This is a genomic window from Streptomyces sp. 184, from assembly GCF_045781775.1.
Taxonomy (GTDB): domain Bacteria; phylum Actinomycetota; class Actinomycetes; order Streptomycetales; family Streptomycetaceae; genus Streptomyces.
The window spans coordinates 841,794-867,199 of sequence record NZ_CP123230.1 but is presented as its reverse complement, the minus strand read 5'-3'; the positions used below and the strand labels follow the sequence as shown (position 1 = coordinate 867,199).

The 25,406-nt window shown below is 71.0% G+C and carries 21 protein-coding genes and 1 tRNA gene; 6 read left to right on the top strand and 16 right to left on the bottom strand.

Translation table 11 applies throughout. The features are described 5' to 3' along the window. Window positions 1-61: 61 nt before the first annotated feature. The 11 genes from QBL21_RS03795 to QBL21_RS03745 form a co-directional block, all read right to left on the bottom strand. Window positions 62-3,970: a DNA-directed RNA polymerase subunit beta' gene (locus QBL21_RS03795; protein ID WP_407566293.1), complete on the bottom strand. Its 3,909-nt coding sequence runs from the start codon at window positions 3,968-3,970 to the stop codon at window positions 62-64. A 127-nt stretch (window positions 3,971-4,097) separates the two neighbouring features. Further along, a complete protein-coding gene (rpoB, locus tag QBL21_RS03790) occupies window positions 4,098-7,583 on the bottom strand; it encodes a DNA-directed RNA polymerase subunit beta (RefSeq protein ID WP_407560542.1) in 3,486 nt (1,161 codons plus the stop codon). 601 nt (window positions 7,584-8,184) lie between these two features. Continuing rightward, window positions 8,185-8,571, bottom strand: a complete 387-nt coding sequence (rplL, locus tag QBL21_RS03785) for a 50S ribosomal protein L7/L12 (protein ID WP_407560541.1) — start codon at window positions 8,569-8,571, stop codon at window positions 8,185-8,187. A 101-nt stretch (window positions 8,572-8,672) separates the two neighbouring features. Continuing rightward, window positions 8,673-9,236, bottom strand: coding sequence for a 50S ribosomal protein L10 (gene rplJ / locus QBL21_RS03780; RefSeq protein ID WP_407560540.1), 564 nt, complete (start codon window positions 9,234-9,236; stop codon window positions 8,673-8,675). A gap of 312 nt (window positions 9,237-9,548) precedes the next feature. After that, the gene (locus QBL21_RS03775) at window positions 9,549-10,439 is read right to left on the bottom strand and encodes a DUF1396 domain-containing protein (protein ID WP_407560539.1); all 891 of its coding nucleotides are present in this window, start codon (window positions 10,437-10,439) and stop codon (window positions 9,549-9,551) included. A gap of 80 nt (window positions 10,440-10,519) precedes the next feature. Then, complete coding sequence (locus QBL21_RS03770) at window positions 10,520-11,416, bottom strand: hypothetical protein (RefSeq protein WP_407560538.1); 897 nt, start codon at window positions 11,414-11,416, stop codon at window positions 10,520-10,522. Window positions 11,417-11,586: 170 nt separating this feature from the next. After that, entirely contained in the window at window positions 11,587-12,303 is a 717-nt protein-coding gene (rplA, locus tag QBL21_RS03765) for a 50S ribosomal protein L1 (protein ID WP_407560537.1), read from the bottom strand. An 85-nt stretch (window positions 12,304-12,388) separates the two neighbouring features. Further along, window positions 12,389-12,826: a 50S ribosomal protein L11 gene (rplK, locus tag QBL21_RS03760; protein WP_407560536.1), complete on the bottom strand. Its 438-nt coding sequence runs from the start codon at window positions 12,824-12,826 to the stop codon at window positions 12,389-12,391. A 178-nt stretch (window positions 12,827-13,004) separates the two neighbouring features. After that, on the bottom strand, window positions 13,005-14,021 hold the full coding sequence (nusG, locus tag QBL21_RS03755; protein WP_407560535.1) for a transcription termination/antitermination protein NusG: 1,017 nt from the start codon (window positions 14,019-14,021) through the stop codon (window positions 13,005-13,007). Between the two features lie 89 nt (window positions 14,022-14,110). Next, the gene (gene secE, locus QBL21_RS03750) at window positions 14,111-14,383 is read right to left on the bottom strand and encodes a preprotein translocase subunit SecE (protein ID WP_027771083.1); all 273 of its coding nucleotides are present in this window, start codon (window positions 14,381-14,383) and stop codon (window positions 14,111-14,113) included. 104 nt (window positions 14,384-14,487) lie between these two features. After that, window positions 14,488-14,560: transfer RNA gene (locus tag QBL21_RS03745), tRNA-Trp, on the bottom strand. Between the two features lie 190 nt (window positions 14,561-14,750). On the opposite strand from QBL21_RS03745, the gene QBL21_RS03740 reads away from it, so the two are divergent. Continuing rightward, window positions 14,751-15,986, top strand: a complete 1,236-nt coding sequence (locus QBL21_RS03740) for a pyridoxal phosphate-dependent aminotransferase (RefSeq protein WP_407560534.1) — start codon at window positions 14,751-14,753, stop codon at window positions 15,984-15,986. 115 nt (window positions 15,987-16,101) lie between these two features. Continuing rightward, window positions 16,102-17,268 carry an adenosine deaminase gene (locus tag QBL21_RS03735; protein WP_407560533.1) on the top strand — a complete coding sequence of 389 codons (1,167 nt, stop codon included), beginning with the start codon at window positions 16,102-16,104 and terminating at the stop codon, window positions 17,266-17,268. Here QBL21_RS03735 and QBL21_RS03730 read toward each other — a convergent pair. Further along, window positions 17,151-17,813, bottom strand: a complete 663-nt coding sequence (locus QBL21_RS03730) for a TetR/AcrR family transcriptional regulator (RefSeq protein ID WP_407560532.1) — start codon at window positions 17,811-17,813, stop codon at window positions 17,151-17,153. The two genes, QBL21_RS03735 and QBL21_RS03730, sit on opposite strands and share 118 nt — an antisense overlap. 49 nt (window positions 17,814-17,862) lie before the next feature. On the opposite strand from QBL21_RS03730, the gene QBL21_RS03725 reads away from it, so the two are divergent. After that, on the top strand, window positions 17,863-18,762 hold the full coding sequence (locus QBL21_RS03725; protein WP_407560531.1) for an NAD(P)-dependent oxidoreductase: 900 nt from the start codon (window positions 17,863-17,865) through the stop codon (window positions 18,760-18,762). 87 nt (window positions 18,763-18,849) lie between these two features. On the opposite strand, the gene QBL21_RS03720 is transcribed toward QBL21_RS03725, so the two are convergent. Further along, a complete protein-coding gene (locus QBL21_RS03720) occupies window positions 18,850-19,905 on the bottom strand; it encodes a UDP-N-acetylmuramate dehydrogenase (RefSeq protein ID WP_407560530.1) in 1,056 nt (351 codons plus the stop codon). A gap of 10 nt (window positions 19,906-19,915) precedes the next feature. Next, window positions 19,916-20,500 carry a hemerythrin domain-containing protein gene (locus QBL21_RS03715; protein ID WP_407560529.1) on the bottom strand — a complete coding sequence of 195 codons (585 nt, stop codon included), beginning with the start codon at window positions 20,498-20,500 and terminating at the stop codon, window positions 19,916-19,918. A gap of 107 nt (window positions 20,501-20,607) precedes the next feature. Between QBL21_RS03715 and QBL21_RS03710 the strand changes: the two genes are divergently transcribed. Next, on the top strand, window positions 20,608-21,066 hold the full coding sequence (locus QBL21_RS03710; RefSeq protein ID WP_407560528.1) for a MarR family winged helix-turn-helix transcriptional regulator: 459 nt from the start codon (window positions 20,608-20,610) through the stop codon (window positions 21,064-21,066). Window positions 21,067-21,090: 24 nt separating this feature from the next. Here the strand turns inward: QBL21_RS03710 and QBL21_RS03705 are convergent, their stop codons facing one another. Next, window positions 21,091-21,693 carry a DedA family protein gene (locus tag QBL21_RS03705; protein WP_407566292.1) on the bottom strand — a complete coding sequence of 201 codons (603 nt, stop codon included), beginning with the start codon at window positions 21,691-21,693 and terminating at the stop codon, window positions 21,091-21,093. A 262-nt stretch (window positions 21,694-21,955) separates the two neighbouring features. Between QBL21_RS03705 and QBL21_RS03700 the strand changes: the two genes are divergently transcribed. Together QBL21_RS03700 and QBL21_RS03695 are read left to right on the top strand one after the other, a co-directional pair. Next, window positions 21,956-23,110, top strand: coding sequence for a sensor histidine kinase (locus tag QBL21_RS03700; protein WP_407560527.1), 1,155 nt, complete (start codon window positions 21,956-21,958; stop codon window positions 23,108-23,110). Further along, a complete protein-coding gene (locus tag QBL21_RS03695; RefSeq protein WP_407566291.1) occupies window positions 23,110-23,745 on the top strand; it encodes a response regulator in 636 nt (211 codons plus the stop codon). The genes QBL21_RS03700 and QBL21_RS03695 overlap by 1 nt, the downstream gene beginning before the upstream one ends. 157 nt (window positions 23,746-23,902) lie before the next feature. Here QBL21_RS03695 and QBL21_RS03690 read toward each other — a convergent pair whose 3' ends face one another. Further along, a complete protein-coding gene (locus tag QBL21_RS03690) occupies window positions 23,903-25,291 on the bottom strand; it encodes a hypothetical protein (protein WP_407560526.1) in 1,389 nt (462 codons plus the stop codon). Window positions 25,292-25,406: the final 115 nt, after the last annotated feature.

Sequence of the window (25,406 nt, the reverse complement as noted above, 5' to 3'; positions counted from 1 at the left end):
GCCGCAGGGCGGCTCTCCCGGGGGAGAGCCGCCCTGCGGTCCGTGCGGTGACGGGCCCGTCCTACTGGTTGTACGGGCCGTAGTCGTAGTCCTCCAGCGGGACCGCCTGGCCGGAGCCGGTGCCGAAGGGCGAGTAGTCGATGTCGTCGTAGCCGACGGTCGAGTACATCGCGGCCTTGGCCTCCTCGGTGGGCTCCACCCGGATGTTGCGGTAGCGGGACAGGCCCGTACCGGCCGGGATCAGCTTGCCGATGATCACGTTCTCCTTGAGGCCGATCAGGGAGTCCGACTTGGCGTTGATCGCCGCGTCGGTGAGCACCCGGGTCGTCTCCTGGAACGACGCCGCCGACAGCCACGACTCGGTGGCCAGCGACGCCTTGGTGATACCCATGAGCTGCGGCCGGCCGGAGGCCGGCTGGCCGCCCTCGGCCACCACGCGGCGGTTCTCCTGCTCGAACTTCGAGCGCTCGACCAGCTCGCCCGGCAGCAGCTCCGCGTCGCCGGACTCGATGATCGTCACCCGGCGCAGCATCTGCCGGATGATGATCTCGATGTGCTTGTCGTGGATGGACACGCCCTGGCTGTTGTAGACCTTCTGCACCTCGCCGACCAGGTGGACCTGCACGGCCCGCTGGCCGAGGATGCGCAGCACGTCGTGCGGGTTCTCCGTACCCACGGTCAGCTTCTGGCCGACCTCGACGTGGTCGCCCTCGCCGGCGGTGAGACGGGCGCGCTTGGACACGCCGTACGCGACCTCGTCGGAACCGTCGTCGGGAGTGACGACGACCTTCTTGGTCTTCTCCGTCTCCTCGATCCGCACCCGGCCCGCGGCCTCCGAGATCGGCGCCACGCCCTTGGGCGTACGGGCCTCGAACAGCTCGACGACACGCGGCAGACCCTGGGTGATGTCCTCACCCGCCACACCGCCGGTGTGGAAGGTGCGCATCGTGAGCTGGGTGCCGGGCTCGCCGATGGACTGGGCGGCGATGATGCCCACGGCCTCGCCGATGTCCACCAGCTTGCCGGTGGCCAGCGAACGGCCGTAGCACATGGCGCAGGTGCCGACGGCGGACTCGCAGGTGAGCACCGAGCGGGTCTTGACCGTCGCCACGCCGTGGCGGATCAGCTCGTCGATGAGCACGTCGCCCAGGTCGGTGCCGGCCGGGGCCAGCACCTTGCCGTCGACGACGATGTCCTCGGCGAGGCAGCGCGCGTACACCGAGGTCTCGGCGTCCTCCGCCTTGCGCAGCACGCCCTCGGCGCCGACCGACGCGATCTCCAGCTTCAGGCCGCGGTCGGTGCCGCAGTCCTCCTCGCGGATGATCACGTCCTGCGAGACGTCCACCAGACGACGGGTCAGGTAACCCGAGTCGGCGGTGCGCAGCGCGGTGTCGGCGAGACCCTTGCGGGCGCCGTGCGTGGAGATGAAGTACTCCAGCACGGACAGGCCCTCACGGAACGAGGACTTGATCGGCCGCGGGATGGTCTCGTTCTTGGCGTTGGACACCAGACCGCGCATGCCCGCGATCTGGCGCATCTGCATCATGTTTCCGCGCGCACCCGAGTTGACCATCATGAAGATCGGGTTGGTCTTCGGGAAGTTCTCGTTCATGGCCTCGGCGACCTCGTTGGTCGCCTTGGTCCAGATCGCGATGAGTTCCTGGGTGCGCTCGTCCTTGGTGATCAGGCCGCGCTCGTACTGCTTCTGGACCTTCTCGTCCTGGGCCTCGTACCCGGCGATGATCTCCTTCTTCGCCTCCGGCACGACCACGTCCGAGATGGCGATGGTGACGCCGGAGTGGGTGGCCCAGTAGAAGCCCGAGGACTTCAGGTTGTCCAGGGTCTGCGCGACGAGGACCTTCGGGTAGCGCTCGGCGAGGTCGTTGACGATCTCGGAGAGCTGCTTCTTGCCCACCGTGTAGTGGATGAAGGGGTAGTCCTCGGGCAGCAGCTCGTTGAAGAGCGCCCGGCCCAGCGTGGTACGCAGCCGGAACGGGTCGCCCGGCTGCCAGTCCGAGTCGGCCGCGCCCTCGCCCTCCGGCACCGGCGGCGTCCAGCCGCGCGGCGGCACGGAGCCGACGGGGAAGCGGATGTCGACGTTCGCCTGGAGCGACAGCTCGCCGGCGTCGAAGGCCATGATCGCCTCGGCGACCGAGGCGAACGAGCGGTCCTCGCCCTTCTTCTCGCCCTCGATCTCGTCGGTGGTGAGGAAGAACAGCCCGAGCACCATGTCCTGGGTGGGCATGGTCACCGGCCGGCCGTCGGCGGGCTTGAGGATGTTGTTCGAGGACAGCATGAGGATGCGGGCCTCGGCCTGCGCCTCCGCGGACAGCGGCAGGTGCACGGCCATCTGGTCGCCGTCGAAGTCCGCGTTGAACGCGGTGCAGACGAGCGGGTGGATCTGGATGGCCTTGCCCTCGACGAGCTGCGGCTCGAACGCCTGGATGCCGAGGCGGTGCAGCGTCGGCGCCCGGTTCAGCAGCACCGGGTGCTCGGCGATGACCTCTTCCAGCACGTCGTACACGACCGTGCGGCCGCGCTCGACCATGCGCTTGGCGCTCTTGATGTTCTGCGCGTGGTTCAGGTCCACCAGGCGCTTCATCACGAACGGCTTGAACAGCTCCAGCGCCATCGCCTTGGGCAGGCCGCACTGGTGCAGCTTGAGCTGCGGGCCGACGACGATGACGGAACGGGCCGAGTAGTCGACGCGCTTGCCGAGCAGGTTCTGCCGGAAGCGGCCCTGCTTGCCCTTGAGCATGTCGGACAGCGACTTCAGCGGGCGGTTGCCCGGGCCGGTCACCGGCCGGCCGCGGCGGCCGTTGTCGAACAGCGCGTCGACGGCCTCCTGAAGCATGCGCTTCTCGTTGTTGACGATGATCTCGGGGGCGCCGAGGTCGAGCAGCCGCTTCAGCCGGTTGTTGCGGTTGATGACGCGGCGGTACAGGTCGTTCAGGTCGGAGGTCGCGAAGCGGCCACCGTCGAGCTGCACCATCGGACGCAGGTCCGGCGGGATCACCGGGACGCAGTCCAGCACCATGCCGTTGGGGCTGTTGCGGGTGTGCTGGAACGCGGAGACGACCTTCAGCCGCTTCAGGGCACGGGTCTTCTTCTGGCCCTTGCCGGTGCGGATGATCTCGCGGAGCTTCTCCGCCTCCTCGTCCAGGTCGAAGGACTCCAGGCGCTTCTGGAGCGCCGCGGCGCCCATGCCGCCCTGGAAGTACGTGCCGAAGCGGTCGCGCAGCTCGCGGTAGAGCAGCTCGTCGCCCTCCAGGTCCTGGACCTTGAGGTTCTTGAAGCGGTTCCACACCTCGTCCAGGCGGTCCAGCTCGCGCTGGGCCCGGTCGCGGAGCTGCTTCATCTCGCGCTCGCCGCCCTCGCGCACCTTGCGGCGCACGTCGGCCTTGGCGCCCTCGGCCTCCAGCTCGGCCAGGTCGGCTTCCTGCTTCTTGGCCCGGGCCTCCAGGTCGCCGTCGCGGCGCTGCTCGATCTGCTGGCGCTCGACGGAGATCTGGGCCTCCAGCGACGACAGGTCGCGCTGGCGGCGCTCGTCGTCCACCCACGTGATCATGTAGGCGGCGAAGTAGATGACCTTCTCCAGGTCCTTCGGAGCCAGGTCGAGCAGGTAGCCCAGGCGCGACGGTACGCCCTTGAAGTACCAGATGTGCGTGACGGGCGCGGCCAGCTCGATGTGGCCCATCCGCTCACGGCGCACCTTGGCGCGGGTCACCTCGACGCCGCAGCGCTCACAGATGATGCCCTTGAAGCGGACGCGCTTGTACTTGCCGCAGTAGCACTCCCAGTCCCGGGTGGGGCCGAAGATCTTCTCGCAGAAGAGGCCGTCCTTCTCGGGCTTGAGGGTGCGGTAGTTGATGGTCTCGGGCTTCTTGACCTCGCCGTGCGACCAGGTCCGGATGTCGTCCGCGGTCGCCAGGCCGATCCGCAGCTCGTCGAAGAAGTTGACGTCGAGCACTCTCGTCAATCCCTCTCAGGGTCGTGTGTCAATGGGTCTGATCGCGGGTCGCGGTGGGGGTGCCCACCCGGGCCCGCCAGGGCCGAGGGGGAGGGAGCGGCTTCGACGGAAGCCGCTCCCCGACCCGTCAGACCTCTTCGACGCTGCTCGGCTCCCGCCGGGACAGGTCGATGCCAAGCTCTTCCGCGGCACGGAAGACGTCCTCGTCCGTGTCGCGCATCTCGATGGACATGCCGTCGGAGGAGAGCACCTCCACGTTCAGGCACAGGGACTGCATCTCCTTGATGAGCACCTTGAAGGACTCGGGGATGCCCGGCTCGGGGATGTTCTCGCCCTTGACGATGGCCTCGTAGACCTTCACGCGGCCGGTCACGTCGTCCGACTTGATGGTGAGCAGTTCCTGAAGCGCGTAGGCGGCGCCGTACGCCTCCAGGGCCCACACCTCCATCTCGCCGAACCGCTGGCCGCCGAACTGCGCCTTACCGCCCAGCGGCTGCTGGGTGATCATCGAGTACGGGCCGGTGGACCGGGCGTGGAGCTTGTCGTCCACGAGGTGGTGCAGCTTGAGGATGTACATGTAGCCGACGGAGATCGGCTCCGGGAACGGCTCGCCGGAGCGGCCGTCGAAGAGGTTCGCCTTGCCGGACGGCTGCACCATGCGGTTGCCGTCGCGGTTGGGCAGGGTGTTCTGGATCAGGCCGGCCAGCTCGTCCTCGCGGGCGCCGTCGAAGACGGGCGTCGCGACGTTCGTACCGGAGGCGACCTGGTCGGCGCCGATGCCCTGAAGGCGCTCGGCCCACTCCTCCTTGATGCCGGCGACGTCCCAGCCCTGGGCGGCGAGCCAGCCCAGGTGGATTTCCAGCACCTGGCCCGGGTTCATCCGGGAGGGCACGCCGAGCGGGTTGAGGATGATGTCGACCGGGTGGCCGTCCTCCATGAACGGCATGTCCTCGATCGGCAGGATCTTGGCGATGACGCCCTTGTTGCCGTGCCGGCCGGCGAGCTTGTCGCCGTCGGTGATCTTGCGCTTCTGGGCCACGTAGACGCGGACGAGCTGGTTCACGCCGGGCGGCAGCTCGTCGCCCTCCTCGCGGTCGAAGACGCGGACGCCGATGACGCGGCCGGTCTCGCCGTGCGGGACCTTCAGGGACGTGTCGCGGACCTCGCGGGCCTTCTCGCCGAAGATCGCGCGCAGCAGCCGCTCCTCCGGGGTCAGCTCGGTCTCGCCCTTGGGCGTGACCTTGCCGACCAGGATGTCGCCGGCGACGACCTCGGCGCCGATGCGGATGATGCCGCGCTCGTCGAGGTCGGCGAGGACCTCCTCGGAGACGTTCGGGATGTCCCGGGTGATCTCCTCGGGGCCCAGCTTGGTGTCGCGGGCGTCGACCTCGTGCTCCTCGATGTGGATCGAGGACAGGACGTCGTCCTGCACGAGGCGCTGGCTGAGGATGATGGCGTCCTCGTAGTTGTGGCCCTCCCACGGCATGAACGCCACCAGGAGGTTCTTGCCGAGCGCCATCTCGCCCTCGTCGGTCGAGGGGCCGTCGGCGAGCACCTGGCCCTCGATGACGCGGGAGCCCTCGTCCACGAGCACCTTCTGGTTGAAGGAGGTGCCCTGGTTGGAGCGGTGGAACTTGTTGACGCGGTACGTGGTGTAGGTGCCGTCGTCGTTGGCGACGGTGACGTAGTCCGCGGAGACCTCCTGGACCACGCCGTCCTTGTCGGCCTTGATGACGTCGCCGGCGTCGACCGCGCAGCGGTACTCCATGCCGGTGCCGACGAGCGGGGCCTCGGCCCGGATCAGCGGCACGGCCTGGCGCATCATGTTCGAGCCCATGAGCGCGCGGTTGGCGTCGTCGTGCTCCAGGAAGGGGATCATCGCGGTCGCGACCGACACCATCTGGCGCGGCGAGACGTCCATGTAGTCGACGTCGTCGCCGGGGATGTAGTCGACCTCGCCGCCGCGGCGGCGGACCAGGACGCGGTTCTCGGCGAAGTGCAGGTCGTTCGTCAGCGGCGCGTTCGCCTGCGCGATGACGAAGCGGTCTTCCTCGTCGGCCGTCAGGTAGTCCACGTCGTCGGTGACGACGCCGTCGACGACCTTGCGGTACGGGGTCTCGATGAAGCCGAACGCGTTGACCCGGCCGTACGAGGCGAGCGAGCCGATCAGGCCGATGTTCGGGCCTTCCGGCGTCTCGATCGGACACATGCGGCCGTAGTGCGACGGGTGCACGTCGCGGACCTCGAAGCCGGCCCGCTCACGGGACAGACCGCCGGGGCCCAGCGCGTTGAGTCGGCGCTTGTGGGTCAGACCGGACAGCGGGTTCGTCTGGTCCATGAACTGCGAGAGCTGGCTGGTGCCGAAGAACTCCTTGATGGAGGCGACGACCGGCCGGATGTTGATCAGGGTCTGCGGCGTGATCGCCTCGACGTCCTGGGTCGTCATGCGCTCGCGCACGACGCGCTCCATGCGGGCGAGGCCCGTACGCACCTGGTTCTGGATCAGCTCGCCGACGTTGCGGATGCGGCGGTTGCCGAAGTGGTCGATGTCGTCGGTCTCGACGACCACGGACTGGCCGTTGTCCCCGACGGTCTCGACCTCGCCGGCGTGCAGCTTCACCAGGTACTTGATCGAGGCGATGACGTCCTCGACCGTCAGCGTGCCGGCGTCCAGCGGCGCGGCGGCGCCCAGCTTCTTGTTGATCTTGTAGCGGCCGACCTTGGCGAGGTCGTAGCGCTTGGGGTTGAAGTACAGGTTCTCCAGCAGCGTCTGCGCGGCCTCCTTGGTCGGCGGCTCGCCCGGACGCAGCTTGCGGTAGATGTCGAGCAGCGCGTCGTCCTGGCCCTGGGTGTGGTCCTTCTCCAGGGTGGCGCGCATGGACTCGTACTCGCCGAACTCCTCCAGGATCTGCTCGTTCGTCCAGCCGAGCGCCTTGAGCAGCACGGTGATCGACTGCTTGCGCTTGCGGTCGATGCGGACACCGACCATGTCGCGCTTGTCGATCTCCATCTCCAGCCAGGCGCCCCGGGAGGGGATGACCTTGACGGAGAAGATGTCCTTGTCGGAGGTCTTGTCGATGGAGGAGTCGAAGTAGACGCCCGGGGACCGGACGAGCTGCGAGACCACGACACGCTCGGTGCCGTTGATCACGAAGGTGCCCTTGTCGGTCATGAGCGGGAAGTCGCCCATGAAGACGGTCTGGGACTTGATCTCGCCGGTCTCGTTGTTGGTGAACTCGGCGGTGACGAAGAGCGGGGCGGCGTACGTGAAGTCGCGCTCCTTGCACTCGTCGATGGAGTTCTTCGGGGGCTCGAAGCGGTGGTCGCGGAAGGTCAGCGACATCGACCCGGAGAAGTCCTCGATCGGGGAGATCTCCTCGAAGATCTCCTCCAGGCCGGACTTGGTGGGGACGTCCTGTCCATGATCCAGGGCCTCCTCGACACGAGCCTTCCAGGCGTCGTTGCCGAGCAGCCAGTCAAAGCTCTCGGTCTGGAGCGCAAGAAGGTTCGGAACCTCGAGGGGCTCCTTGATCTTCGCGAAAGAGATGCGCAGCGGGGCGGTGCTGGCGCCGTTGTTCGTACTAGCGGTCGAGGCGGTGCGCGAGGCGGCCAAGAGGGGTCCTTCCGAGGGCTCGGACTCACTACGCGCGTACCGGTCCCAAAACCCACACGGGGAGGAGAACGCCCAGGTCAAAGCGTGTCTCTCAAGATCGTACGAGCTCTGGACAGACCCCTGGTGACGGGCAGGGGGCAGTTAACAGGCAGCGCAAAGGGTCAGTGTAGCGACTCGCCACACTGATGTCCAGCGGAGGCTGGAGACCAGCAAATCGTCGATCTCTCCTGCCTGGGGAGCGCCCGCCCTCGCGTGGGGCCTCCCCTGAAGTTATGCCGAGTACCGGATGCCTTCGCGCTTGAAGCCATTCCCACTCCGTCACCGATCCATGCCTCGGAGTACGGACCGATGTGACGACCTGAGAATCGCGCGCCGCTGGCCGTTCGTCAAGGCCCCCCTGCCCCAGGGAGATCATGTCGGCGCGCCCCGGCCGGTGAAGATCACCATACCCGCCGGTGTCCGCGGGGCAAGCGCTCCGGCCGAGGGGCCCGGCAACGCAGCGAGGGCGACCACCCGGATGGGTGATCGCCCTCGGTGGCGGCGCTGGGGCCGTCAGACCCGGCGGGCCGGGCTCACAGCGCCCCGACCGGCCGGGACGAGGTCACTTGACCTCGACGGAGGCGCCGGCGCTCTCGAGGGAGTCCTTGGCCTTCTCCGCGGCCTCCTTGTTGACCTTCTCCAGAACCGGCTTCGGCGTGCCGTCGACCAGCTCCTTGGCCTCCTTCAGGCCGAGCGAGGTCAGCTCGCGCACGACCTTGATGACCTGGATCTTCTTCTCGCCGGCGCCGAGCAGGACGACGTCGAACTCGTCCTTCTCCTCGGCGGCCTCGGGGGCGGCGCCGCCGCCGCCCGGAGCGGTGACGACGGCGGCCGGCGCGGCGGCCTCGACGTCGAACTTCTCCTCGAACTTCTTCACGAAGTCGGCGAGCTCGAGAAGGGTCATCTCCTCGAACTGCGCGAGCAGGTCGTCCTGGCTGAGCTTCGCCATGTTGGCGGTCCTTCCACTAAGTCGGCTGGTGCCGGTTGTACTGATGCATCAGTGCGGCGGGCGTTCGCGGTGCCCGCTGAGCTGCGGAGAGAGCGGGGTCGCTACTCCGCGGCGTCGGCGGGAGCCGGCGTACCGGCACCGCCCTGCTCGGCCTTGTCGCGCTTGTCGCGCAGCGCGTCCGCGGTGCGGACGAACTTCGTGAGCGGGGCCTGGAAGGTCGCCGCGGCCTTCGCCATGGACGCCTTCATGCCACCGGCCAGCTTGGCGAGCAGCACCTCGCGGGACTCGAGGTCCGCAAGCTTGTTGATCTCCGCGGCGGTCAGGGCCCTGCCGTCGAGGACACCGCCCTTGATGACCAGCGCGGGGTTGTCCTTGGCGAAGTTACGCAGCCCCTTGGCCGCCTCGACCGGGTCACCGGTCACGAAGGCGACAGCGGTCGAGCCCTGGAGGTGCTCGTCGAGCTGGTCGAGCCCGGCCTCCTTCGCCGCGATCTTGGTCAGCGTGTTCTTCACCACTCGGTACTGCGCGTTCTCGCCGAGAGAACGGCGCAGATCCTTGAGCTGCGCCACGCTCAGTCCGGTGTACGCGGTCACGACGGCCGCGTTGGAACCGCGGAGCTTGTCCGCGATCTCCTTGACGGCCTCGACCTTGTCCGGCGTCGCCATGAGCCTCAGCCTCCTTCCGGGTGATGGACCGCCCTTCGGATGCCGAGGCCCGGCACACACGACAAACGCCCCGGCGCAGGCGCACGGGGCGGGACTCGACCGTACGGGCACGGGGCCCGGCGGGAGGGTCTTCCTCGTTCACCTGCGCGGGCCGTCCGCGGTGTACGCGGAACCTTCGGCCACCGCACTCCCCTGCGGGCGTACGGCGGCGGCCAGCGGTCTTTGGCTACGAACGGGAAGGTTACGGCAGCGGCCGTCCCGCGGGCAAATCGCCCCCGGGACGGCCGGCCGTACGCGACGTCGGGTCCGGCGCTACGCGCCGCCCTCCGTCTCCTGCATCGCGCCGCTCATGTCCGCCGTCTCGGACGCCGGCGGGGCCTTCACCGTGACGGGCTCGTTGTAGCTCAGGAAGGTCATGGTGGTGTCCAGGGGACCCTCTTTCGTCTCGGCCTGCATGCGGAACTGCTTGGTGTGGTCCTTCGCGTCGATCCACATGTCCATCGTGAACTCGTCGACGCCCAGCTCCGCCATCTCGTCGATCGACTTCTGGCGCTTCTTCCTGGTCTCCGCGTCCTCGTTCTTCAGCTCCGCGCGGAGGTCGGCGACGCTGACCGTGCCGGAGTAGTGGGTGGTCTGCACCCCTTCGACCTTCTCCTCGCCGACCTTCTCCAGGTCCTCGGCCGCGTTCATCATCTGGGCCTCGTCGGCGGGGTTGTCCTCGGCCCCCTCCAGCTCCAGCAGCGGGTTCTCGCCCCCGCCCGCCTCGTCGTCGGACATGCCGATCTTGAGCCAGGTCTTGCCGTCCATCTCGGCGGCGGCCTCTTCGCCGGCGTTCATGTACATGGCGTCGTCGACGAGACGTATCTCCACCTCGCCGCTCTCGTCGGCGGTCGCCCCGTCCACCGCCATCTTCATCTGCATGGCGGGCGGGTCCATGCTGATCGCCCCGGTGCCCTCCATCGTGCCCTCACCGGGCACCTCGCCGGCCATCCGGTATTCGAGGGAGGTGAGCTTCTCCGCCTTCTCCGTGGCCTTGCGGACGGCGGCGGCGGGCGAGACGTCCACCGGCTGACCGGCGTTCCCGCCCTCCCTGCCGCCCGCCTTGCCGTCTCCCCCGTCGTCGTCACCGCAGGCGGTGAAGGCGGTCACGGCGAGGGCGGCCGCGCCGAGCGCGGCCCCGCCCCGTACGAACGTCGAGCGCATGGTGGTCCTTTCCCTCCGGGTACACGTGTCCCGGACCATGGAAGGGAACACGCTAGCGGATCGTGCGCGTCCGCCGACCGCTACTGGATTTCGGTGAAGTCGATGCTCTCCGCCGCCGAGGGCTCCTCGACGTTCACGTCGATGCCGTAGTCCGAGTAGTAGACGGTGGTGCTGAACTCGCCGCCCGTCATCTTCCCGGACTCCTCGCGCTTGATCATCAGGTCCTTGTCGTCGACCCAGATGTCGACGGTCTGCGTGGTGACGCCGGACGCCTCAAGCTGGTCCTCCAGGTCCGAAAGCTGCTCCTCGCTCAGCGTCTTGGACGACGCGCGCGCCAGGTCGGAGACGTCCACGGTGCCGGAGTAGTGCGTGGTCTGCACGCCGCGCACCTCCTCCTGGCCGACCTCCTCGACGTCCTCGGAGGCCAGCAGCAGCTTCACGGCCTGCCCCGGGGTGCTGTTCTGCATCTGGTCCTTCATGTAGTCCCCGGACGGGCCCATGACCTCGGCCATGTCGTCGTAGTCGTAGCGGATCCACTTCTTGTCCGGGTACTGCGTCTGGAACGCGCCCTCGACGCCGGCGTAGTAGGCGTCCGGCAGGTAGCGGGCGTCCAGCGTGGCGTCGTCGTCCATCATCTGGATCGAGGAGGCCATCTGGCCGTCGGTGTACTTCACGGTGGCGGTGCCGATCGCGCCGTCGGACCAGTCGAGTTCGCCCTCGTTCTCGGTGGTCATCGCGTCGCCCATGACCATGGTGCTCTCGAACTTCGACGACTCCGCGCCGGTGGTCTTCTCGTCGATCGCCTGGAGCGCGGCCTGGGCGCCCCGTACGGTCCCGCTGCCCCCGTTGCCGCCGTCGCTGCCCCCGTTGCCGGAACCGCCGTCACCGCCGTCGGAGTCGGACCCGCAGGCCGCCGCGAACGCGAGCAGCAGCGCCGCCCCCAGCGAGACACTTGCGCGCTTCACGGTCGTGTGCATGGGAATCCCCGCCCCCTCGTGTGGTCGTACGTTCTCTCGGGCAGGCGTTCTGCCCGTACGGCCAGTGAACACCAGAAACGGGCCGGACCCGGTCCGCCATAGGCGTTCCGGATCCGACCCGTTGCATGGCCGTGACAGTCGATGCAGGTTTGTCGAACGGGCGTTGCCCGTCAGACCACCGAGTCCTCCGTCAGGAGGTTGCGCACCCGCGCGGGGTCCACCGGGATGCCGGGGCCCATCGTCGTGCTGATCGTGGCCTTCTTGATGTAACGGCCCTTGGCGGCCGACGGCTTGAGCCGCAGCACCTCCTCCAGCGCCGCACTGTAGTTCTCCACCAGCTTCTGCTCGTCGAACGAGGTCTTGCCGATGATGAAGTGCAGGTTGGAGTGCTTGTCGGTGCGGAACTCGATCTTGCCGCCCTTGATCTCGGTGACGGCCTTCGCCACGTCGGGCGTGACCGTGCCGGTCTTCGGGTTCGGCATCAGACCGCGCGGGCCGAGGACCCGGCCGAGGCGGCCGACCTTGCCCATGAGGTCCGGGGTGGCGACGACCGCGTCGAAGTCGAGACGGCCCTTCTGCACCTCGTCGATCAGCTCGTCGGCGCCGACGATGTCGGCGCCCGCGGCCTCCGCGGCCGCTGCACGGTCACCGGTCGCGAAGACCAGGACCCGGGCGGTCTTGCCGGTGCCGTGCGGGAGGTTCACGGTGCCGCGGACCATCTGGTCGGCCTTGCGCGGGTCGATGCCCAGCCGCATGGCGACCTCGACGGTGCCGTCGAACTTCGACGTGGACGTCTCCTTGGCGAGGCGGACGGCCTCGAGAGGTGCGTACTGCCGCGTGCGGTCGACCTTGGCGTCGCCGGCGCGGAGTGCCTTGCTGCGCTTCACTGCTGCTCCTGATGTGTCGGTACGGAGTCGTGGTGCGGGCCGGCGCACGGCCCTGCCACAGGGTGCTGCGGGTGTCGCGGGCCGCTCAGCCCTCGACCGTGACGCCCATGGAGCGGGCGGTGCCGGCGATGATCTTCTCGGCGGCGTCCAGGTCGTTGGCGTTGAGGTCGGCCATCTTGGTGGTGGCGATCTCGCGGACCTGGTCGCGGGTGATCTTCGCGACCTTGGTCTTGTGCGGCTCGCCGGAGCCCTTCTCCACACCCGCGGCCTTGAGGATCATCTTCGCGGCCGGCGGCGTCTTGGTGATGAAGGTGAACGAACGGTCCTCGTAGACCGTGATCTCCACCGGGATGACCCAGCCGCGCTGCGACTCGGTGGCGGCGTTGTACGCCTTGCAGAACTCCATGATGTTCACGCCGTGCTGGCCCAGCGCGGGGCCGACCGGCGGGGCCGGGTTCGCGGCACCGGCCTGGATCTGGAGCTTGATCAGCCCCGTGACCTTCTTCTTCTTCTTGGGAGGCATGTCTCTCCGGGTCCTTGAATGAGAGTTTGCGCCTCGATCCGGTGATTGCCAGATCGTCCGGATGGAGGCATACCGCACCACGATAGCCGTCTCGGGTACGGGTCCTGAAACCGAGCAGGTCAGAGCGGCTGCGAAGCCGTCTGACCTGGTCGGAAGCGTGGGGACGGGCGGTGGGCCCTCAGTCGTTCTTCTGGATCTGGTCGAAGCTCAGCTCGACCGGGGTCTCCCGGCCGAAGATCTCCACCAGGCCCTTGACCTTCTTCGAGTCGGCGTTGATCTCGTTGATCGTCGCCTGGAGCGTCGCGAACGGGCCGTCGGTGACGGTGACCGAGTCGCCCACGGCGAAGTCGAGCACCTGCACCTCGACCTTGCGGGACGGCGCCGGCTTGCCCTCGGCCTCCGCGGCCTCGCGGGCGGCCTTCTCCTCGGCCTCCGGGGCGAGCATGCGGACGATCTCGTCGAGCGTCAGCGGGTACGGGTCGTAGGCGTTGCCGACGAAGCCGGTGACGCCGGGGGTGTTGCGCACGACGCCCCACGACTCGTTCGTCAGGTCCATCCGCACCAGGACGTAGCCCGGGAGCTTGTTCTGCCGGACGTTCCTGCGCTCGCCGTTCTTGATCTGGACGACTTCTTCCTCGGGCACCTCGGCCTGGTAGATGAAGTCCTCGACGTTCAGGGAGACGGCGCGCTGTTCGAGGTTGGCCTTGACCCGCTTCTCGTAGCCCGCGTAGGTGTGGATCACGTACCACTCGCCGGGCAGGCCGCGCAGTTCCTGGCGCAGCGCCTCGACCGGGTCGACGGCCTCCTCGGCCGACTCCACGGACTCGTCGGGCTTCTCGTCCTCGTCCTCGTCGGCGTCCTGCTCGCCCTCGGCCGTCTCGTCGGCCGTTTCGTCGTCGGCCGTCTCGTCGTCAGCCGTCTCGTCGTCAGCCGTCTCGTCGTCAGCCGTCTCGGCCTCGGCCTCGGCGGACTCCTGTGCGTCGTCAGCCTCGCCGGCGGCGTCGGCCGCGCTCTCGGCGTCGTCCTCGGTGACCGCGTCGTCCTCGGCCGCTTCGGCCGTGGCTTCCTCGGCGTCCTCGGATCCGGCCTCCGCCGCCGCCGTCTCGGGCTCCTCCACCTGCTCGGCAGGCTCCGCCTGCGCAGCGCCGGCGACCTCGTCGGTCGCGACTGCGTCGTTCAGGTTCGGGTCAGACACGGTAGCTGCTTCTTCCTGGCTCAAAAGGGGATGTGCACATGCAGTCGCCCACCTTACGTACCTTACGGGGCAAGGCGTACGCGAATCGGTCAGCCGAAGACGTACTGCATGAGTTCGGTGAACCCGAAGTCGATCACCGTCACGATGCCGATCATGACCACCACGAAGATGATCACGACGGTCGTGTACGTCGTGAGCTGGTTGCGCGTCGGCCAGACGACCTTGCGCAGCTCCGCGACGATCTGCCGGTAGAAGAGCGCCAGCCGGGCGAACGGGCCCTTCCGGCCGCGCTTGCCGCCGCGGCGAGCGGGTCGCGCGTCGCCTTCGGGGCGGTCAGGCGTCGCGGTGGAGGCTTCCGTCACTCGTCCTCACCTGGATCCCGGTTCGTTGGCCTGCCGCGCCCGGTGGAGCAACACGGAGGGGCTGCTGTGAACTGCGTACGCATCTCCTGAGGAGATGCGCGTAGCAGGGCCGGAGGGACTTGAACCCCCAACCGCTGGTTTTGGAGACCAGTGCTCTACCAATTGAGCTACGACCCTTTGTGTCATCCCAACCTAACGCATTCCTACAGAGGCTTCACGAGCGCGTGCAAGATCTGCACCGGGGCTGGCACGGTGCATGAGTGTACGGGTTTCACGCCCCGCCGTCGAACGAGTACGCCGCGCGCCCCGCGTACGAGCCGTGCAACCCATGTGCCGTGCCCCCCGCCCGTCTGAAACGATGGGCGCCATGACCGCTGCAAACACCGCGTCCCAGTCCCCGACCGAACGACGGGTGTCGGCCCGCGTCGGCGCCATCTCCGAGTCCGCGACGCTCGCCGTGGATGCCAAGGCCAAGGCACTCAAGGCGGCCGGCCGGCCGGTGATCGGCTTCGGCGCCGGCGAGCCCGACTTCCCGACGCCCGACTACATCGTCGAGGCCGCGATCGCAGCGTGCACCAACCCGACGTACCACCGCTACACGCCCGCCGGCGGGCTCCCCGAGCTGAAGGCCGCCATCGCCGCGAAGACCGCGCGCGACTCGGGCTACGAGGTGGAGCCGGCCCAGGTGCTCGTCACCAACGGCGGCAAGCAGGCGATCTACGAGTCCTTCGCCGCCCTGCTCGACCCGGGCGACGAGGTCATCGTCCCGACGCCGTACTGGACCACGTACCCCGAGTCGATCCGGCTGGCCGGCGGCGTGCCCGTCGACGTGGTCGCCGACGAGACCACCGGCTACCTGGTGTCCGTCGAGCAACTGGAGGCCGCGCGCACCCCGCGCACGAAGGTGCTGCTCTTCGTCTCCCCGTCCAACCCGACCGGCGCGGTCTACCCCCGCGAGCAGGTCGAGGCGATCGGCCGCTGGGCCGCCGAGCACGGGCTGTGGGTGCTGACCGACGAGATCTACGAGCACCTGGTGTACGGGACCGCCGAGTTCCACTCGCTGCCGGTGGTCGTGCCGGAGCTGCGCGACAGGTGCGTCGTCGTCAACGGCGTGGCCAAGACGTACGCGATGACCGGCTGGCGGGTCGGCTGGGTCGTCGGCCCGAAGGACGTGATCAAGGCCGCGACGAACCTCCAGTCGCACGCCACGTCCAACGTCTCCAACGTCGCGCAGGCCGCCGCGCTCGCGGCCGTCTCCGGCGACCTGGACGCGGTGGCGAAGATGCGCGAGGCGTTCGACCGGCGGCGCAGGACGATCGTGCGGATGCTGAACGAGATCGACGGCGTGGAGTGCCCCGAGCCGGAGGGCGCGTTCTACGCGTACCCGTCGGTGAAGGGCCTGCTCGGCAAGGAGATCCGCGGCCGGCGGCCGGCGAACTCGGTGGAGCTGGCCGAGATCATCCTGGAGGAGGCCGAGGTGGCCGTGGTGCCGGGCGAGGCGTTCGGGACGCCGGGGTACCTGCGGCTGTCGTACGCGCTGGGCGACGAGGACCTGGTCGAGGGCGTCTCACGGTTGCAGAAGCTGCTGGCCGAGGCGGAGTAGGGCTTTCGGGGTCGTCGTGCGACGGCCCGGGGGCTTGTCCGGACAACCGTCCGGGCAAGCCCTCGTTCGTAGGTGCCGGTGGAGCCCGCCCCCGCCGATACGGCAAGATCTCTCCATGGAGCACGAGCACCCCCCCGCCGCGCGAGACGTCCGCCGCCTGCCGAAGGCGCACCTGCACCTGCACTTCACCGGCTCCATGCGCTCCGCCACCCTGATCGAGCTGGCCGCCAAGTACGGCGTGCACCTGCCCGAGGCGCTGAGCAGCGGCGAGCCGCCGAAGCTGCGCGCGACCGACGAGCGCGGCTGGTTCCGCTTCCAGCGGCTGTACGACCTGGCCCGGTCCTGTCTGCGCACGCCCGAGGACATCCAGCGGCTGGTGCGCGAGGCCGCCGAGGAGGACCTGGCGGACGGCTCGGGGTGGCTGGAGATCCAGGTCGACCCCACCTCGTACGCGCCGCGCCTCGGCGGGCTGATCCCGGCGCTGGAGATCATCCTGGACGCCGTCGAGACGACGGCCCGGGACACCGGCGTCGGGATGCGGGTGCTGGTCGCCGCGAACCGGATGAAGCACCCGCTCGACGCCCGTACGCTCGCCCGGCTCGCCGTGCGCTACGCCGAGCGCGGCGTCGTCGGCTTCGGGCTCTCCAACGACGAGCGCCGCGGCTTCGCCCGCGACTTCGACCGCGCCTTCGCCATCGCCCGCGAGGGCGGCCTGCTGGCCGCCCCGCACGGCGGCGAGCTGGCCGGGCCGACGAGCGTGCGCGACTGCCTGGACGACCTGGACGCGCGCCGCATCGGGCACGGCATCCGCGCCGCCGAGGACCCGCGGCTGCTGTCGCGGCTGGCGGCGGCGGGCGTGACCTGCGAGGTGTGCCCGTCCTCGAACGTCGCCCTGGGGGTCTACGAGCGGCCGGAGGACGTGCCGCTGCGGGCGCTGTGGGACGCGGGGGTGCCGATGGCGCTGGGGGCGGACGACCCGCTGCTTTTCGGGTCGCGGCTGGCGGCGCAGTACGAGCTGGCGCGTACGTACCACGGGTTCACGGACGAGGAGTTGGCGGAGCTGGCGCGGCAGTCGGTACGGGCCTCGGTGGCGCCGGAGGACGTACGGCGGCGGCTGCTGGCGGGGGTGGACGACTGGCTGGCGGGAGAGCCGGCGGACGGCCGTCAGGGCGCGGCCGGGGGCGGCACGGCCGGCACAGCCGGAGGAGGCGCGGCGGTCGGCGGGCAGAGCGCGGCCCAGACCGTACGGGACACGGCCGCGGCGAAGTCGTCCGCCGGCTGAACCGCCGTCTGACCGCCGAAGGCCAGGAAGAACGCCCGCTGGAAGCACGCGCCGAGCAGCAGCGCCGCCGCGGCGGCCGGGTCGGCGTCGCTCCTGATGCGCCCGCGTTCACGCTCCCGTAGCAGGTAGTCCGCGAGCGCGTCGCGCGCCTCGTGCGGGCCCTTGCGCCCGATCGCGGCGAGCCCGCCGGCGAACCGCGTGAGCAGCCCCGGCTCGACCAGCAGCGCGCCCGCCATCGGCAGCATCTCGTCGTAGAACTCGACGGCCCGCAGGGCGACGGCCCGCAGGCACTCCTCGACGCCGCGCCCGTCCGGGTCGGCGGCCAACTCGGCGAGCAGCGCGCCCAGTCGGGGCAGGCGCTCGAAGAGGACGCGGAGGAAGATGTCCTCCTTGTTGACGAAGTGCTTGTAGAGCAGCGCCTCCGAGCAGCCCGCCTCGCGCGCGATCTCCTTGGTGGTCGCGTGCACGAATCCGGCGGTGCGCATGAGGCGCTCGGCGGCGTCGACGATGCGCTCCGGAGCCGGCCTTGACGGGGAGGTGGGCATTCACTCACCCTAACAGGGGGTGGGTGATCACCCACTTACGGGAGGGACGATGAAGCTCACGGTCTTCGGGGCGTCCGGCGGCACCGGCCGGGAGGTGGTCCGGCAGGCGCTGGCCGCCGGGCACGAGGTGACGGCGGTGGTGCGCAAGGGGGCGCGGGTGCCGGGCGGGCGGGTGCCGGGCGGGCGGGGCGCAACCGCCGGGTCGGCGGGGCGGGGCGAGGGCTCGGGGGCTGTGTCGGCGTCGGGTTCGGGGTCTGCGTCGGGTTCGGCGTCGGGTTCGGCGTCGGGTTCGGGCTTCAGGGCCGGGGCCGGGGCCGGGGCGGCTGCGGGGCCCGGGGGCGGTTCCGCGCGGGGTGGAGAGGGACGTAGCGGCAGGGCGGCGCGCGGCGGAGGCGAGCGCTGGGGCGGATACGGCGGCGGGCGCGGGCGGTTGGCGGTGACGACCGTCGAGGACGTGACCGACCCCGCGGCGCTCGCCCCCGTCGTGCGGGGCCGCGACGCCCTGCTGTTCTGCCCCGGCCTGTCGAGCAGCGGCCGGCCCCCGGGCCGCCTCGGCGCCGCCGCGCACGCGCTCGTACGGGCCGCGCGGGCGGCCGGCGTACGGCGGCTGCTCGTCGTGAGCACGGCGCCGGTCGGGCCGCTGCCGCCGGACGAGGGGGTGCTGGGGCGGGCGGTGTCGCCGGTGCTGCGGACGGTGTTCAAGGACGTGTACGCGGAGGCCGCCGCCATGGAGTCGGAGCTGGCGCACAGCGGTCTGGACTGGACGGTGCTGCGGCCGGGCAAGCTGACGAACCGGCGCGGCAAGGGGCGCTACCGGCGCCGGGTCGGCGGCAATGTCCCCGGCACGGGCACGCTGGCGCGCGCGGACCTGGCCCGGGCGGTGCTCGACCTGGTGGACGACCCGGCGGTGCGGGGGCGGACGGTGGGGCTGGGGTCGGCGCGGGGGTGAGGCACGCGGGGGTGGGGCGCGCGGCGCCGGGGGGCGCGGCTCGTACCGTACGGGCCGCCGCCGGAGGCTTCCGCGACCGGCGCGCGGCTAGAGGGTCACGCCGACCGTCACCGGCTCGTTGACCAGCGTGACGCCGAAGGCGTCCCGCACGCCGTCGCGCACCTCGCGGGCGAGCGCGAGCAGGTCTTCCGTCGTCGCGGAGCCGCGGTTGGTCAGCGCCAGGGTGTGCTTGGTGGAGATGCGGGCCGGGCCCGTGCCGTAGCCGCGGGTGAAGCCGGCGCGGTCGATGAGCCAGGCCGCCGACGTCTTCGTCAGCCCCTCCCCCGCCGGGAACGCCGGCGGGCGCACGTCCGGTCCGAGGCGCGCGGTGACGCGGTCGAGGAAGGCGGCGTAGGCAGGCTCGTCGAGGATCGGGTTGGTGAAGAAGGAGCCGGCCGACCACGTGTCGTGGTCCTCCGGGTCGAGCACCATGCCCTTGCCGGCGCGCAGCTTCAGCACGACGTCGCGCGCCTGGGCGGCCGGGACCCGCTCGCCGGGCGCGACGCCGAGCATCCGCGCCGTCTCCCCGTACCGGATGGGCGCGGAGAGGCCGCCCTCGTCGGCGAGCCGGAAACGGACGCGCAGGACGACGAAGCGGGCGGGGTCGGCCTTGAAGCGGCTGTGCCGGTACGAGAAGCCGCAGTCGGCGCCGGGGACGGTGACGGTCTCGCCGGTGGTGCGGTCGTACGCGACGACCTCGGTGATCGTCTCCGCGACCTCCTGGCCGTACGCGCCGACGTTCTGGATCGGCGTCGCCCCGGCCGAGCCGGGGATGCCGGCCAGGCACTCGACGCCGGCGAGGCCGGCGTCGACGGTACGGGTGACGGCGTCGGACCAGTTCTCGCCCGCGGCCAGTTCGAGCGCGGTGCCGTCGAGGGTGTAGCCGGTGGTGGCGATGCGCAGGGCGGTGCCGGGGAAGCCGGCGTCGGAGACGACGAGGTTGCTGCCGCCGCCGACGACGAGCAGCGGGGTCCCGGCGGCGTCGGCCGCACGCACGGCCTCGACCACCTCGGCGTCGGTGGTGGCGGTGACGAGCCGGGCGGCGGGGCCGCCGAGGCGGAAGGTGGTCAGCGGGGCGAGCGGGGCGTCGTTGCGTACCTGCACGGGGCCAAGGTTACGGGCCGGGGGCGGCGGGGCGCGCAGGCGGTGCCGGGACGCCGAGGGCGGGGAGCAGGGTGCGCTCCTCGTAGGCGAAGTGGGCGTCGAGGCGGGCGGCGAGGGCGCGTAGCTCGGCGCGGACAGGGCCGCCCGGGGCGGGGTGGGCTGCCGGGGCGGGGCGGGCGGCTGCCGGCGCGGGGGGCGGGGTGGCGGCCAGGTCGCGTACGCGCGCCAGCATCGCGGTGACGGCGCGGTGCTCGTCGCGGATGCGGGTGACGGCGGGGGCGAGGTCGGGGAACTGCCGCTCCATGGCGCCGAGGGCGCCGTCCTCGGCGCGGTGGTGGTCTTCGAGGGAGGCGCAGTAGGCGAGGCAGTGGCGGTTGAGGTCGCGTAGGGCGGGGGCCGACACGGGGGCGGCCGACACGGGGGCGGCCGACGCAGGAGTGGCCGCGGGGCGGCCGTCGGCGGCGGCCAGCACCCCGGCCAGCTCGCGGCGCAGCTCGTCGTGCGCCCGGAGAAGCTGCTCTCCGGCGGCCCTGCGGCGCTCCGGGTCGGCGAAGGGGCCGGACTGCGGGCCCGGGGGCTGCTGCTCGTTCGGCACGGGGACCGCCTCTCGCGCTCGCGGGTAGCATCGCGCTCACGCCGCAAAAGGTTTTGCTCTGAAAGCAAAGCAGCTTTGCATGCAAAGCTAAAGAGAGGAGCGCCGCGGTGTCAACCGCCGGGCCCGGCGTCGACGACGCCATCCGTACGCTGCTGCTGCTCATGCCGCGCATGGTGGGGCGGGCGAAACGGCTGCCGGTCCCCGAGGAGCTGCGCTCCCTCGCGCTCGCCCCGCGGCACCTCTCGCTCCTCGCCTACCTGCTCTTCGACGGCGAGTCGGGCGTCAACGAGCTGGCCGAGCGGCTGGAGGTGGCCCCGACGACCGTGAGCCTCATGGTCGGCGAGCTGAGCCGCAAGGGCGTCCTGGAGCGGCGCGAGGACCCGGCGGACCGGCGGCGCAAGCTGGTCGGGATCGCGGCGGAGCGCCGCCCGGCGATCGACGCCTGGCTGGGGCAGAGCGCGCAGGCGTGGCGCAGGGCGCTGGAGCCGCTGACGGCGGGAGAGCGGCGGACGTTCCTGGAGACACTGGCGGCGTACGAACGGCACCTGGGCGGCGACCCGTCGTAGGGCCGGACGCCGGAGCCGTACGGGCTACTCGCCCCGCCGCGGCGCGCGGTGCCGACCGCGGCCGGCGGACACGGCGCGGATGACCAGGAACACCACCAACGCCAGGGCCACGACCCCCAGCACGACCTTGGAGTACACGCCGACGATGTCGCTGATCTCGTGCCAGCGCGAACCCAGCCAGTACCCCGCGAGCACGAAAACGCTGTTCCACAGGGCGCTGCCCGCGGCCGTGAGCCCGAGGAAGACCGGTACCGGCATCCGTTCGACGCCCGCCGGCACGGATATGAGGCTGCGGAAGATCGGGATCATGCGGCCGAAGAACACCGCCTTCGTGCCGTGCCGGTTGAACCACGCCTCCGTACGCTCGATGTCGCGCACCTTGAGCAGCGGCAGCTTCGCCGCCAGCGCGACGGTCCGCTCCCGGCCGAGGAGCGCGCCGACCCAGTACAGCGCGAGGGCGCCGACGACCGAGCCGACGGTGGTCCAGATGAGCACCGCCACCAGGTTCAGCCCGCCCTGGCTGGCCGTGAAACCCGCGAGCGGGAGGATGACCTCGCTGGGCAGCGGTGGGAAAAGGTTCTCCAGCGCGATGGCCAACCCGGCCCCGGGCGCCCCGAGATCCTCCATGAGCCCGGCGGCCCAGCCCGCGACGCCACCGCTGGGCGCTTCTCCGGCAGCGATTCCGATCATGCCGATGACGGTACGGGGCGGGTACGACAACCGGAATCCGGGGTCCCACCCAAGTCCGTACGGAATACCGCACCCCGGCGGCTGCGCCGCGCCGCAGGACCGCGAACGCGGTGCTCAGCCCCGGTGTCCGGACCCCACCCCGGCCCTGCGGAAAGCCGCAGTGCGCCGCCGCCCCGCCCGCGGTTAGCGTGAGCGCATCATGCGTCCCGTCCTGCTCCGTCGCCTGCGTACCGCGGCAGGGGTGCTCATCGGCGGCCTCACCGCCCTGATCGAGCTGCCCCTCGCCGTCCTGTGCGGCCTGTGGCTCCTGGCCACCTGGCCGTGGCAGGCCGCGGCCGGCGGCGCCCCGCGGGCCACCCGCTTCCCGTACGGGACCGCCGCCCGCCTCGCGACGGCCGAGCGCACGCGCATGACGTACTTCTACGGCAGCGACCTCGCCCCGCCCCGCGCCACCCCCCGCGCACTCCAGTACCTCGCGCTCCGCTGGGGCGTCGGTGTGCTCGGCGGCGCGGTGCTCTGCACCGCCCTCATCGGCGCGGCGTACGCCTCGACGCTGCTGTGGATCTGGCCCGTGGCCAGCGACGCCAACCCGTTCGTGATCGTCGGCTCCGCCCTCGCCGGCCTCTTCCTCCTCTTCCTCTCCCTCCAGAGCGTCGACGGGGTCGCCGCCCTCGACAACCACCTCGCCCACCGCTTCCTCGGCCCCAGCCCCGCCGACCTACTCCAGCGCCGCATCGGCGAACTCGCCGCCACCCGCGCCGGCATCGTGGCCGCCGTCCACGACGAGCGCCGCCGCATCGAACGCGACCTCCACGACGGCGTACAGCAGCGCCTCGTCGTCCTCGGCCTGCTCCTCGGCCGCGCCCGCCGCACCGCGGCGGCCGACCCGGACAAGTCGCGGGAACTGCTCCGCCAGGCCCACGAACAGTCCCAACTGGCGCTCACCGACCTGCGCGAGGTCGCCTGGCACGTCTACCCGGCGGCGCTGGACGACGAGGGGCTGCGCGAGGCGCTGGAGGCGCTGGCGGAGCGCTCCGAGCTGCCCGTACGCATCGACTACGCGCTCCCCGAGGCGCTGCCCGAAGCGGTCCGTACGGTCGCGTACTTCACGGTCTCCGAGGCCGTCACGAACGCGATCAAGCACTCGTCCGCCACGCTCGTGACCGTCACGCTGACGCGGGATGCGACGATGACGCGCGTGAGCATCGAGGACGACGGCACCGGCGGCGCGAACCCGTCGGGCGGCGGCCTGCTGGGCCTCGCCCGCCGCGTCGCCGCCCTCGACGGACACCTCACCGTCTCCAGCCCGCCGGGCGGGCCCACCACCGTCACCGCGGAGCTGCCGTGCGCGTAGTGCTGGCCGACGACTCGACGCTGCTCCGCGAGGGCCTCGCCCGCCTCCTCGCCGACGAGGGCCACGACGTCACCGCCGCCGTGGGCGACGCCCCGGCCCTCGTCGCCGCGGTCGCCGCCGACCCCCCGGACGTCGCGGTCGTCGACGTCCGCATGCCCCCGGGCCACTCCGACGACGGCCTGCGCGCGGCGCTGGAGATCCGCGAACGGTGGCCGGAGACGGGGGTGCTGGTGCTCTCGCAGTACGTCGAGCGGCGCTACGCCACGGAGTTGGTCACCGGCAGCACCGGCTGCGTCGGGTACCTGCTGAAGGACCGCGTGGTCCAGGTCGACGAGTTCCTCGACGCCCTGGACCGCGTGGCCGCCGGCGGCACGGCCCTCGACCCCGAGGTCGTACGCCGCCTCCTCACCCACAGCACCCGCACGGACCCGCTGGACCGCCTGACACCCCGCGAACGCGAGGTCCTGGACCGCATGGCCCAGGGCCACACCAACGCGGCCATCGCCACCCGGCTGCACGTCTCGCAGAGCGCGGTGGAGAAGCACGTCAACGCGATCTTCGACAAGCTCGACCTGGGCCACACGGAGGGCTACAGCCGCAGGGTCCTGGCCATCCTGCGCTACCTGGAGCCCTGAGCGCTGGCCCTGAGCGCTGGCCCTGAGCCCTGTGCCCTGACCGCACGCCGGCGGCCCGGCGGGCGGGCGCTCAGCGGTTGCCGCGGACCTCCCGGTGCGTCCGTGGCTGTTCGTTCCCGGCGGTCATCGCCATGTGTCTTTCTCCGTTCGCCGAAGGCTAGGCGCAGGGGTCGCAGCAGGAGGGGGCGCGCTCGACGCAGACGGTGACGGAGTCGGCGTTGTCGGCGGGGTCGGGGTCCTTCTCGTCGGCCCGCACGGTGGCGGTGTTGGTGACGGAGCCGGTCGCGGTGGCCTTGGCGTACAGGGTGAGCGCGGCGGTGGCGCCGCGGGCGAGGTCCCCGACGGTCCACAGGCCGGACCCGGGGTCGTAGGCGCCCGACGAGGCGGTGGCGGCCAGGAAGACGAGGCCGTCGGGAAGCCGGTCGGCGACGGTGACGCCGGTGGCGTCGTTCGGACCGCTGTTGCCGACGGTGAGGCGGTACGCCACGGTCTGCCCGACGGTGACGGTGGTGGCGTCGGCCGACTTCACCACGTGCAGATCGGCGGCCGGCAGGACGTCGGTGACGACCTCGTCGGAGGTGGCTGTCAGCGGCTCGGGGGTCTCGCCGAGACGGTTCTCGTACGTGGCGGTGGCGACGTTGGCGACCTGCCCGCCGGCGCTGCTCTCGTCGATGGTGACCCGGTATTCCACCGTGGTCCCGTCCGGCAGGGTCTCGGTGTTGGGCAGGCTGCCGGGCTGCACGCCGGAAGCGCCGTCGCCGACATGGAAGACGACCCGGTCCTCCAGGGCGTCGTAGGACCCCTGGTCGTCCCCTTCGTCATCGCTCTTGGGACCGGTGTTGGGGCCGCCGACGATCCGCAGCGAGCCGGGCAGGTAGGTCACTCCCGGCGGGATGTCGTCGGTGATCGTCAGCGCTTCGGCCGCGCCGCCGCCCACGTTCCTGGCGGTGATGCGGTACGTGATGACGTCACCGATCTCCAGCGGCCCCTGGGGGATCGCGGACTTGGTGAGCACCACCACGGGGGCGGTGCCGAAGAACACCCCGTCCAGGAAGTTCCCGATGGCCTTGTTGCCGCCGGCGGCGGCGACCGAGCGGAAGGCGAAGCGGGTGGTGGTCTGGCCGTCCGGCACGGTGTACGTGCCGGTGTAGTAGCCCCAGGCGGTGTTGCCGTCGGTGAACTGGCGCTGCTCGGCCGCCGCGCCCGGGGCGCCGATGTCCAGCGCCATGGTGTCCTCGCCCTGGCGGCCGCGGTGGTACAGGCGCCAGTACAGCTTCGTGCCGGGAGTGGTCGGCAGGTCCTGGTAGAGCGTGGAGACCTCGTTGGCGTTCAGTTCGGCGAACTGCGCGCCCTCGGCCGACGGCACGCTCAGGAAGCCCGAGTGCCACAGCTCGATCGCGTGGTCGCTCGCCGTGGTGAGCCAGCCCGGCACCGACTTCGGCGCCTGTGGCTGCGAGGCGTCCGGCAGGATCTCGTAATCGGTGACGACGGGCTCCTCGAAGCTGCCGTTGACCAGCGCCACGCGGAGTGGAGTGGGTGTGCTCAATGCGTTCCCCTATCGTTCGCCGCCGCCCGGCCGCCGGCACCGACTCGGACCGCGATCCGCGGGCCGGGCGGTCGCTGATGCCGCAGGAATCACAGGGCATCGGCGGCACCTGCCG